Genomic DNA, 12072 nt, shown 5'->3' with positions numbered 1-12072 from the left:
TGTTATTGTTGTTTTATCATTTATGGCTTTAGAGTGAGTAGCCCTTGGCTACCCGATAACCACACATTCCCTTGGTTATCTTTGGCAATCGAAACTAAGTTCTCCCCCTGGCGGCGCGTGACAATACTCGCACTATCATCCTGATTTAGCTGAATAACGACGCCAGCATTCCCCACTAGGTACAAGCTAGTGTCTGAGCTCACCAAAGCGCCATTGATGGATGATTGCACGGGCATTTCAATCTCATCCCATTGGCCAAGGCTCAAATCCGCCTTAAACACGTGTCCCCTCAGTCCCATCACATAGACCGCATCCTGCAATTGAATGGCATTGAACATAGAGCCGTCGTAATCAAACCCAGTACGGGTAAAGGTTTGGCCCTTATCGGCCGACATTGCAACAAGCCCAAGCTCTCCGACTAATAGCAAACGACCATCATTAAGCACGATCATCCGGTTAAAATGTGGCAGTAACGAGGCGCGCTCGGTCAAATAAGCGGCTTGGTCGCTATTTTTTAACTCAGCCAAATAGGACACGTCTTCTTCGGCCAGCAACTCTTCGTGGAATTCTTCCGCCCAAGTCTTGCCGCCATCATGGGTTCGATAAAACAGTCCGTACGCCCCAATCGCCATGCCGTCCTGCTCATTGAGAAACAGCACATCGAGGAAAGGTTTTTCGATTTCGCTCGACTGCATTTGTAACGACCATGTCTGGCCGCCATCTTGGGTGTGTAAAATAGTGGCATCGTGCCCGACAGCCCAACCGAGTTTTTCATTTAAAAAGAACACTTTTGTCAGCTGCGCCGAGGTCGGTGTCGGCACTTGTTGCCAAGTGTCATTGAGCACAAGCACATGGCCACGCTCGCCCACGGCGACTAAACGCTGTCCCGCATGGGCAATATCTAACACTAAAGAAGATGCCGCTAAGGGCTGAATTTGCGGGAAAGTCTCAGACACCGCAGAAAATGAAGGGGAAGAAAATAAACAACCAACACTGATTGCAGCGGCGCATTGAAGGATGCGAAACGACATACAAACTTCCTTAAACTAATGAGGGGCGCTTAGCGCCCCTTTATACCGTGGCTGATTAACGGATACCTTCGCGACGCAGCGCGTCTGGGGTGAAGTTCGCTTCACTCAACTTGGCATCGAAGTTATACATTCCACTCTGGTTGTCTAAGCCCATGGCCAAATAACGACGGGACTGCAGATCGTGGAACACTTCTAAGGTATCCCACTGGGTTGGGACTTCGTAGTAGTTCAAGCCGTGGGCAACCGCCACACGGTAGAGTTCATCACGGTTGTCATACAGATCCGCAATCGAGACTTGCCATGAGTCTTCGTCAAGATACATCACACGGGTTTTGTAAATGTGGCGCATACCGTCTTTCAAGGTTGCCTTCACTTCCCATACGCGGTGTTTTTCCCAACGGACAAACTCAGGATTGATATGACCGGGTTTTAAAATCTGGTTATATTTCAGCTTATCTGAGTGCAATTTGTAGTCGTTGTATGGAATATAGATTTCCTTCTTGCCCACAAGCTCCCAGTTATAACGCACGGGTGAGCCGTTAAACATGTCGAAATCGTCTGTGGTGCGTAGACCATCGGATACGGTACCCGGTGTATCAAAAGCAACGTTTGGTGCTTTACGAACGCGGCGCTGACCCGTGTTATAGGTCCATGCTTGGCGTGGCAGCGCCTCTTGATCCATGGTTTCTTTCACTAACAGTGCCGTACCTGCCAAACGAGCAGGCTGAGTCACCACTTGTTTAAAGTAGAACAGCGTGTTGCTGGCCTTTAATTGATCAAGGGTGATTTCAGGGCGAGAATACTCGAAGCGAATTTCCTCAGCGGTTTCCACTAAGGTGTAGCTGCCATCGGCCGTCGGTGCCGCTTGGCTACGTGAAGTTTCCACATCCACACCACGGAAGCGTAGAATATGGTTCCAAATCGCTTCTAAGCCATTGGCAGGGATAGGGAATGGAATACCAATTGATGCACCCGCAATACCATTACCCTGTGCAACCAGTTCTGCGCGAGTGGCGTTGGCTTTGGTCGCATCATAGACAAATTGTGGTACTGACGCGCTGCGGCGCGTTTTGTACACATTCATCTTGTATGTATCTGGGTAAAGCTCAAACAGTTTCATTTGACCCGGGGTCAAGAAATCCTTGTATTGGGCTTTGTTCGCATTGGTAATAGTGAATTCAATTTTATCCTCAGGGAAAGGATCGGGGTGATGCATTCCCTTAGTGTATCCGGCAACAGGCTTAGTAATACCGCCATCCCAAGCGGGAATAGAGCCATCGGCATTGCCAGCTTTTTCTGCGCCTAATGGCGTTAATTCGTTACCTAATTTAGCGGCGTCGGCTTCAGATACCTTTGCCATCGCTACAGGTGCTACAAGGGCCATCATCACGGCGCTTGCCAATATCGACAGTTTCTTCATTGTTATAGTCCTTTAGATCGAATACTTGATATTGAAAGAAATATAATCACGATCTGACATCGCGTTGGTTGTTCCTACACCGCCAAAGAAGTTGTTGTAGGATAAGTCTGCACCCCAACGGTTTTGGTATTCAAAATTAACACCTAAGGCCACTGACTTACGTCCTTCGGTAAAGAGGAACATAGGATCAGGCGTAATACCGTCGACATCGTGTGAGAAAATCAACCGAGGAGACATGTTCACGCCCGCAAACAAGTTGTTAAAGTCCGCTTTGGCCACCAGACGGTATCCCCACGCGAAATCCGTTGGGAATGGGTTGGTTTCTGGACCATTGTGCAGCGCTTGGATAATGCCAGGCATATCTGGATTACCGCCAGAACGTGCGGTACCTGGGCCATTGAGGCGCAGTTCATCAAATCCTGGCATATCATGGATCCATACCCCGCCGACTTCCGCCAACATCGTCAGGTTATCCAATCCCAAAGTTGGACCGAATAAGTGAGTAAAAGTGACTTGCGCTTGAGTGGTATCGAGGCGGACAAAGCCGTCAACGGTTTCGCCGGGTTGTACGCCATCAATCTGCGAAATGCCGTCGAAATCGGGGCGAATGCCCGCGTTGGCTAACTGTTGTGGCATACCCGCAAACAACAGTTCTACGTCATCGATTTGCAGTGGTTCATCTTGACGGTGAGCGATTTCGGCGCCGACTGAGGTATCGCCAAGCGAAGTGTTAAAGCTAAAGCCATAGAGTTTAATGTCTTCAGGGTAAACAATTTGCGCCTTAGAGAAGCTCTTTAAGCTGAGCAGCAATTCACGGTTAATATCACCCGCGTTTTGACCCAGTACCGCAAGATCTGACAACAGTGCGCCAGTGCTAAAGTCGGCGGCGGTACCGCTGATCAGCGGACGACGGCTGTGGTAGTTCATAAAGTAGAAACCAAACTCGGTATCGCCTAACTCAGGGGCGTAATAACCCAACTTGATACCATATTGGCCACCGTTGCTTGGGGCTTGCTCATCTTGCACTAACGTCACTTTAGTGGGATAAGCCAGTGCCATTGCCACCAATTGCTGTGTAGGAATCGTTTGACCACTGGCGATCATGCCAGCCAGTTTCTGATATTCCTGCGTCAAGAAGTCTAAATTGATGTCTGGGTTAGCGTTAAAGCCTAATTGCGCGTTCTGGTTATAACCACCGTAACCGGCGAAATCGTTGGTCGCAAAAATCGAACCTGGGGTTGGGATCCAAACGGGTTCCCAATCATATTGATAGAAACCTTCTACCGATAAGTTTTCGGTGATCCCCAATGAGGCCCACACCATACCCTGAGGACGGAAGGCTTCTTTAAGTTCCGCGCCAGGCGCGTTCAGGATGTTCAAATCGACGGGGTTGATTTCACCAATACCGTGGGCGATCAGCGTACTTTCACCCCAAGAAACCACTTGGTTACCTACGCGGATAGAAAGCGGGTTGGCACCATCGTTTAAATCAAAATTCGCGTATACGAAAGCATCCAGTAGACGGATGTCCTTACATTGCACTTCAGAAGCTTTGCTGTCGCGGCAAGGATCGTATTCTTTCCCGGTTAACGGGTCATTGTAGTCGTAGTTACCATCGTTTAGCTTGCGATCGTAGAAGTACATGCCACGAACGAACAGGCCATAGTTCTCGTACTTAAGGGATAACTCGTGCAATCCTTTAACGATTTCGGATGTAGTATCACCTTGAGAATAAAGTAAATTACTCAAATCGTTGTTGCTAGAGTAAGAACCAGGTTGCGCCCAAATCTCAGCAGAAGTGTACTTGGTATTGCCAAATGCGGAGTAATTTGACCAATCAAACTGCGGCTGGTTTACCTTACCAATTTGTCCGTCCCAATCGCGTTCCCCGACACGCCAACTGGCACCCGCAGTCCAAGTCGAGTCAAAAGTCCCTTGTATCTCCCCCCAATCGAACGCAACCGCATTAACATTCGACACCATCAATAAACTCAATGCCGACGCCACCCCCAAAGCAAGCGCCGACTTGTTAAAACTTTTTTTAACAATTTTCATTTTAGCTCTCCGTACCCTGCTGGATTCTTTGTTCTTGGAATTACAACCAACATCTTGTTAGCTCACAGGTAACATCATTGTTACAGCAATTAATCCCCATGAGCAAGGCACAGTTAGAGAAAATTTTCTAAAGAATTAAGCACGTAGACACATTTATGTCATCTACTACGGCAATGGGATTTAAATTAGAAAAGCAGAAGATTAGAAAGCGTGGAGAAAAGCAGATAAAAGACTTTATATTTCATTAACATAATCACAAAGAAAATATCATATTTACGCGATTGTAATTAGTCGACCGTTTAAAGTAATTACTCTAAGTAAAAATCAACAATTTATTAGGCTAACTGCTCCAGCGACACAAATTGCCCTTTATCATCGAGCACCAGTTTGAACTGTCCATGGATGCCGTTATCGGTTAAAAAACGCCTAAAATGTCGGCCATTAATCCAGAGGATCCGCCCCTGACGTTCACGCACTTCAACCTTATCGGCAAGGCCTTGGTAGTAAGGCAAAAACTCTCGATAGCTTAGGTTTAGCTTAAAATACAATTCCATATTGATACTCAAAATAATCTGCGCCTGCTGAACCAAGCAGGCTTTATGGCGAAAATGCGTGACATCATTAGACTCGTCAAAAAGTAAATAAACTATAAGGACTTACAGTAACTCACAATCTAACCGCTACAGTGCTTCATAACAGCAAAACCTTAGACTCCCCAGTATAAAGCGGCTTTCCTTAGGTTTAACTTAACGAGCAAAAGAGTATGACTAAGGTATGCCCCTGACTGTGCATCCATCCAAAAGAGCGCAATTTCCACAGGGTTTAAAAAGGAGTACTGAGTGCTCACTTCAAGGAACTAACACCTAGGACAGACATTTATAAAGCCCTACTTCTAAGGCATTTTCTCCTAGAGCTTAACGTTCAAAGCCCCTATGTGTTTAGTATCTAAATCAAAGACACTCACTTTAAGACACTCGACATCAAGCCACAAAATATCCAGCAGCTTGCAAATTTTCGCGGAAAACGGCTTAAAAGATAAGGGCAGCAAAATGCTGCCCTCGCCCAACTCTTATTGCGCTAAGGCTTTAGATACTTTCTCGAATAAGTCCTTTGAAAGCTCTGGTAACGCCAGTAATCGCGTTAAACAAGCCTTGATCTTGGCCTGACGCGCCGTATCAAACTTACTGAATTGAATGAGTGGCGTCACCATACGCGCTGCAACCTGCGGGTTGAGTTTATTTAAGCTGATAAGGCATTCAGTTAAAAATTCGTAACCTTTGCCATCGGCGCGGTGGAACTGGTAAATATTCCCGGCAGCAAAGCTGCCAATCAGTGAACGTACGCGGTTAGGATTGCTCATGCTAAAGCTCGCGTGCTGCTGTAATTGACGTAAGCTATCAATCACCCCTTCCTCATCATGGGTCGCCTGCAACATAAACCATTTGTCCATGACCAGCGGAGTATCGCGCCAGCGGGCTTCAAACATTGCCATCAAATGTGCACGGCAAGGTAACGAGCCGACATTGGCCGCGCTTAATGCGCCGAGTGAGTCGGTCATATTGGCAGCCTTCTCAAATTGCTCAACCACAAAGCTTTCGGCATCGCTACTGACTCGGCTCAACCAGTTAAGACACTGATTTTTTAACGCGCGCGCTTTAGTGCAATCACGGTTTACCAATGAGCGATACAGCGCCGTTAACTCATCTTCACAATAGGCGGCAAGCTCTGTGAGCACAAATTCACGGGCTAAGGCTAAGGCATCTAAATCGACCGTGTCGGTTTGCTCAATCAAGGCCGAGGCCGATGGTATGGCTAATATTTCCGCCATCAGCGCCTGATCTAACTGCTCATCGAGTAAGGCGCCTTTAAAACTGTCTTTCACACGCTCATCTAAGGTCATGGTGTGATGTTGCTGTAAATGCGCCACATTTTGCCAAATCGCTTGGCTCACGAGCGCAACCGATGCCTCCCAACGCGCCACTTCACTCGAGGCAAAACGCATCAAATGTACTAGGTGGTCGATTTCAAAGGGATAATGCAATTTAACTGGTGCAGAGAAATCCTGTAGTAAGGAGGCAACGGGTTTATGGCGCATACCTTCAAAGTTAAACACTTGCTCTGATTGAGTAAAATCAAGTACTTGATTTACCAGTGATAGCCCTTTCTCATCTAACAGCTCTAGGCTAAAGGGAATATGTAAGGGTGAAGCGCAGCCCGCTAAGGTTTGCTTGAGGGTTAACTGGTAAGTCCCAGTCTCGGCATCCAAACTGTCACTTGCGGTAACAATTGGGGTGCCGGCTTGGCTATACCAGAGGCGGAATTGCGTTAAATCGATACCACTGGCATCTTCCATCGCCGCGACAAAATCATCGCAGGTCACAGCTTGGCCATCATGACGTTTGAAGTATAACTTCATCCCCGCCTGGAAATGGGCTTCCCCCAACAGGGTGTGCATCATGCGAATAACTTCGGCACCCTTGTTATACACGGTCACGGTATAAAAGTTATTCATCTCAATCACAGACTCGGGGCGGATAGGATGCGCCATTGGGCCTGAGTCTTCTGCAAACTGCTGGTTTTTGATGACTTTAATTGCGTGAATTCGGTTCACGGCACGAGAGCCTAAATCCGAACTAAATTCCTGATCTCGAAACACTGTTAAGCCTTCCTTGAGGCTTAATTGGAACCAGTCACGGCAAGTCACACGGTTACCCGTCCAGTTGTGGAAATACTCATGGCCGACCACAGATTCAATGCCGTGGTAATCCTCGTCGGTTGCGGTCAAGGTATCGGCCAACACATACTTGGTATTAAAGATGTTTAAGCCTTTGTTTTCCATCGCCCCCATATTGAAAAAGTCGACCGCGACTATCATGTAAATATCTAAGTCGTACTCGAGGTCAAAACGGGACTCATCCCAAGCCATGGACTTTTTCAGGGACGCCATCGCATGGTGTGCTTTGTGCAAATTACCTTTATCAACAAACACCTGCAGTACCACTTTGCGATGACTACGGGTGATAAACTCATCCTGCAGCAGATCGAAATCGCCAGCGACTAAGGCAAACAGATAGGCGGGTTTTGGGAAGGGATCTTGCCAGCGCACATAATGGCGCCCCCCATCGAGCTCGCCTTTTTCAATCAAGTTGCCGTTGCTGAGCAGGAACGGAAACGCCAGCTTATCGGCCTCGATTCGCACTGTGTATTTGGCTAACACATCCGGGCGATCGAGAAAATAAGTGATACGTCTAAAGCCCTCGGCTTCGCACTGAGTACAGTAGGCGCCGTCGGACATATAGAGCCCTTCGAGGCTTGAGTTAGCCTCGGGATCCAGTTGAGTGATGATGGTCAACTCAAATTCATTCAGCGAAGTCTCGATTGACAACTGCCCTTCACTCGCGTGATACACCGCCGCTTGTCCATCGATAGCCACACTCACTAAGGTCAAACTTTCACCATCGAGCACTAAGGGATTGGTGTGGGAAGAAGTGCGTTTAACTTTGCTAACGGCTTTAACCAGAGTGTTTTTACCATCGAGATTAAAATCTAAATCAATGGTTTCGATCGTGAACTGGGGAGCTTGATAATCTTTAAGGTATTTTGCTTGAGCTTGTGTCATGTCGTTCCCTTTAACACTTTGTTCTAAATAAGAAAAACGCGCCATAAGCGCGTTTTAAAATAAGGTAAACAGGCGCGATAACCGCCTATTTAGTGCCAGCGTTAGCCAGCTTTTTTGCATCCGCCATATCTAAGGTGATATAGGCCGTTTCGTCTAAGAAGGCATCCGGTGCTTCAACATCGTCTTTGTCTTTAATGTCTTCCATCGATTTAACCGCGGCTAAACCATGGGCAACACGACGCTCGTTGGTTCTATCGAGGACTTTCTTCTCATCGGCTTCACGTGAGGCAATACGCTCACTTTCAACTAAGGAGACAGTTTTCTCTTTATGATGCTTTTTAAAGTCGGCAATATCTTGATTGATATAGTTAAACTCAACATCGTTCTGAATACGGGCAAGGTGTTTTTTCTCTAAACTCGCCACTAACTCAGGAGTGATGTCGTTTAGCGTACCGTATTGCGCCATCGGCACTTTGTCCCAAGGTAGAGCATTCTTCTCTTCCGCTTCACCGTATTCACCCGGCTCTAACGCACTTGGGTAAGCAATGTTCGGGGTTACGCCCTTAAGCTGCGTACTACCACCGTTGATACGGTAGAACTTTTGAATCGTATACTGCACATGGCCAATTGGCTTCTCGTACATATCGTAGATACGACCCAGGCTCTTATGCTGCTGCACAGTGCCTTTACCAAAGCTAGACTCACCGACAATCAGCGCACGGTCATAATCTTGCAAGGCAGCGGCAAAAATCTCAGAGGCTGATGCACTGTAACGGTCAACCATAATGGTTAACGGACCAGCATACGTCGTCTTGCCATCGTTATCACGGTGGGCAGACACTCGACCATCGGCGTCACGCACTTGCACTACAGGGCCCATATCGATAAAGAGTCCGGTCAGTAATACGGCTTCGGTTAACGCACCGCCGCCATTACCACGTAAGTCGATAACGACACCTTCAACCTTGGCTTCGTTTAACTTCACCAATTCTTTTTCGACATCCTGGGATAAATTCATATAGAAACCAGGAATTTGAATCACACCCACTTTACGGTTGGCGTATTCACCGTCTTTTGGCTCGATGATCTTTGAGGTCGCGGCACGGTCTTCTAGACGGATTTTGTCGCGCACTAAGGTCAGATTGAACGGCTTAGCGTTAGAACCGCCCTTCTTAGGTAAAATCTGTAATATAACTTTACTGCCCTTAGGGCCTTTAATCAGATCGACCACATCGTCTAATCGCCAGCCGATCACATCAACAATCTCACCGCCTTCTTGGCCGACACCGACAATCTTATCTTCCGGCGACAGTTTTTCACTGCTGGCCGCAGGACCACCTGCAATCAAACTCTTGATGACAGTGTAATCGTCTTCGAGCTGTAACTGCGCACCAATACCTTCGAGGCTTAAGTTCATTTCCATTTGGAAACGCTCAGCATTACGGGGCGATAAATAGCTAGTGTGTGGCTCGATGCTGCGAGAAAATGCATTCATCACCGCTTGGAACACATCTTCGCTATTGGTCTGGGTCAGACGTTTGATGGCGTTGTTATAACGCTTTTGCAGAATATCGACGATCTCAGGCCATTTCTTGCCTGTGAGTTTCAGATTCAACGCATCGTATTTAACACGTTGGCGCCACAACTCGTTGATCTCGGCTTGATCTTTCGGCCAAGCCGCATCTTCTCTGTCGTACTCGTAGGCATCACCTGGCACGGTGAAATCCATCTCTTTATCGAGCAGAGAAAGCGCGTACACAAAGCCTTCGTAGCGGCGCTTTTGCACCAAATCAAACATCTTGTAGGCAGGATCAAGATCGCCCGAACTCAACATATCATCGAATTGATTGGTATAAGGCTTAAAACTGTCGACATCGGCTTGCGTCAGCACATTACGACGGTAATCGAGTTGTTGCAGGTAACGGTCGAAGATCTGCGCCGAAAACGCATCGTCTAAGGCGAATCTGTGATAGTGGGAACGAGTGTATAAATCCGTCACTCGCTTACTCGCCACTTTATGCTGCGCTTCCTGCTTGAGAGTGGGTAACTCGCTGATTTGAATCGTGGGTGGTACAGCCCAAGCCGAGAATCCGACAAAAACAGTGGCAATGGATGTAGCCAAAGTGAGTTTTCGCATCAACAAGTTACTCCGTTTGATTAAATGATTACAGCAGGATATGTTCCGCTTTCACTTTTACCGTTAAGCCGCTATCCAGCTGAACATGAATGTCCTCTTTGTTAATATCGGTGATCACGCCGGCTACTGGCGTCATACCTAACTTAACATTGACACGTTGCTTCTTGGTTAGATCGGTCAATTGCGCTTGCACTAAGTTAACCGCAGGCTCAGCCTTAGGGGCTGCTTTTGCTGGGCGCTCAGTCTTACGTGCAGGTACAGCCACTTTCTTAGGGGCTTTCTTCGCAGGCGCTTTGCCAGCAGGCGCCGCTTTAGGTGCTTGAGCAGCACGCTTAGCTTTGGCTTTATCTTGGCTTTCTTTCAACATCGCTTGAGCATGATCGATATGCTCTTGCTCTAACTCACCGCATGGTTGACCGTCGAGGTCTACACGCTGTGCACCGGCTTTTACCGATTTCAGGTAGCGCCAGCTGCTGGTGTAGCGTCTTAAGGCAACTCGCAGTTGAGTTTTACTGACTTTAGAATCATCAGCCAACCTTTCAGCCAAATCTTGAAACAATCCGATTTTTAATGGCTTAGTTTCACCTTCAGCAATAAAGCACAAAGGAAATGTTTCATACAAATACGCCAAAATTGCGTTGGTGTCGGTCAACTTATCTGTTGATTCCATCATTACTTCCACAGTTAAAAAGGGACATCGAATCCGAGGTGATAAAAATCAGCTTCTTACGAGTCGTTTATCTTGGTTAAGCCCACATATGAGCCAAAGTACAAATTAGCATTCTCGCCGAGTTAACTAAAGTTAAAAAATATAAGTTAACAATTTTTCACGGCTGAACCTATCAGGCTTATTTCGGCTGCGCTCAAAATAAGCCTTATCAATGCATGCGCTATTATAAGGCGCACGCCACCGATTGCGACTATGAATTATGCGTTATTGTACGCAAATTAAGCAAATAGGCAGTTTTCGAAGCTTTTTACCAATAATTCCAAGCCCTTTTGGTCCTCTTCATCGAAGCGGTCAAAAATAGGACTATCGATATCCAGCACGGCCACAACCTTACCATCGGCGCGGACTGGGATAACAATTTCAGAATTACTGGCCGAGTCGCAGGCGATATGGCCATCAAATTGATGCACATCGGCGACACGCTGCGTCTGATTGGTTTGTGCGGCGGTACCGCACACGCCCTTACCCATTGGAATACGGGTACAGGCCACTTTACCTTGGAAAGGACCCAACACCAGCTGTTCGCCACGCATCACGTAAAAACCCACCCAGTTCAGTTCGGTTAGGTTATCGTTTAGCAAAGCAGAAAAGTTAGCCATAGCAGCCACTAAATCATCCTCGCCCTCGAGTAAGGCCAGCGCTTGACGATTCAGTGACTCATAAAATTGCGGTTTCATAGACTTCCTAAAAAATTATTCGGCAGCGTCGTCCTTCTTAGGCGCTTTTTTCGCTGCATTTTGTTTTGATGGCGTACTATTAACTTGAACTATGCCTTTAAGCAAGTTTGTCAGCTCATCTTTATTGTTCGCAAAATAGAATGCGAGCTGTTCGCTCACGGTTTCATCAATTTCGAGCTGCGCTTTTTGAATAAATGGAATGAGGTTATCGGCGATGTCGAGCATCTTATCGTAGGCATCAGCCTCCTTTTTCGATATGAATGTCATCTTCTCCACCCCTTCTCTTACCACGACAAACTGTGTAATAACTGCCATGACTGCCCTCGCACTGTTTTTATATACAGTAATCAGGATGACATAAAGTGAACTAGTGATGCAAGTGTTCTGATTATTCTGATATTAT

General features: G+C 47.0%; 9 protein-coding genes. All 9 read right to left on the bottom strand.

The window, feature by feature from the left end; all coding sequences use genetic code 11:
• Positions 1-20: 20 nt before the first annotated feature.
• The 9 genes from SHEWANA3_RS09400 to SHEWANA3_RS09360 all read right to left on the bottom strand — a co-directional run bounded on the left by SHEWANA3_RS09400 (position 21) and on the right by SHEWANA3_RS09360 (position 11984).
• Positions 21-1031 (bottom strand): YCF48-related protein, encoded by a 1011-nt coding sequence (locus SHEWANA3_RS09400; RefSeq protein ID WP_011716794.1) that lies wholly within the window; start codon positions 1029-1031, stop codon positions 21-23.
• Between the two features lie 55 nt (positions 1032-1086).
• A complete protein-coding gene (locus tag SHEWANA3_RS09395) occupies positions 1087-2451 on the bottom strand; it encodes a DUF1329 domain-containing protein (RefSeq protein WP_011716793.1) in 1365 nt (454 codons plus the stop codon).
• Positions 2452-2463: 12 nt separating this feature from the next.
• Positions 2464-4506, bottom strand: a complete 2043-nt coding sequence (locus tag SHEWANA3_RS09390) for a DUF1302 domain-containing protein (protein ID WP_011716792.1) — start codon at positions 4504-4506, stop codon at positions 2464-2466.
• A gap of 335 nt (positions 4507-4841) precedes the next feature.
• Positions 4842-5060 carry a DUF2835 domain-containing protein gene (locus SHEWANA3_RS09385; protein WP_011716791.1) on the bottom strand — a complete coding sequence of 73 codons (219 nt, stop codon included), beginning with the start codon at positions 5058-5060 and terminating at the stop codon, positions 4842-4844.
• Between the two features lie 515 nt (positions 5061-5575).
• On the bottom strand, positions 5576-8125 hold the full coding sequence (pepN, locus tag SHEWANA3_RS09380; RefSeq protein ID WP_011716790.1) for an aminopeptidase N: 2550 nt from the start codon (positions 8123-8125) through the stop codon (positions 5576-5578).
• A gap of 85 nt (positions 8126-8210) precedes the next feature.
• On the bottom strand, positions 8211-10262 hold the full coding sequence (gene prc, locus SHEWANA3_RS09375; protein WP_011716789.1) for a carboxy terminal-processing peptidase: 2052 nt from the start codon (positions 10260-10262) through the stop codon (positions 8211-8213).
• Positions 10263-10290: 28 nt separating this feature from the next.
• The gene (proQ, locus tag SHEWANA3_RS09370; protein ID WP_086017251.1) at positions 10291-10932 is read right to left on the bottom strand and encodes an RNA chaperone ProQ; all 642 of its coding nucleotides are present in this window, start codon (positions 10930-10932) and stop codon (positions 10291-10293) included.
• A 278-nt stretch (positions 10933-11210) separates the two neighbouring features.
• Complete coding sequence (locus tag SHEWANA3_RS09365; RefSeq protein WP_011625985.1) at positions 11211-11669, bottom strand: GAF domain-containing protein; 459 nt, start codon at positions 11667-11669, stop codon at positions 11211-11213.
• 15 nt (positions 11670-11684) lie between these two features.
• The gene (locus SHEWANA3_RS09360; protein WP_011716787.1) at positions 11685-11984 is read right to left on the bottom strand and encodes a YebG family protein; all 300 of its coding nucleotides are present in this window, start codon (positions 11982-11984) and stop codon (positions 11685-11687) included.
• Positions 11985-12072: the final 88 nt, after the last annotated feature.

Source organism: Shewanella sp. ANA-3 (assembly GCF_000203935.1).
Taxonomy (GTDB): domain Bacteria; phylum Pseudomonadota; class Gammaproteobacteria; order Enterobacterales; family Shewanellaceae; genus Shewanella.
This window is presented reverse-complemented; position numbering and strand designations above follow the sequence as displayed.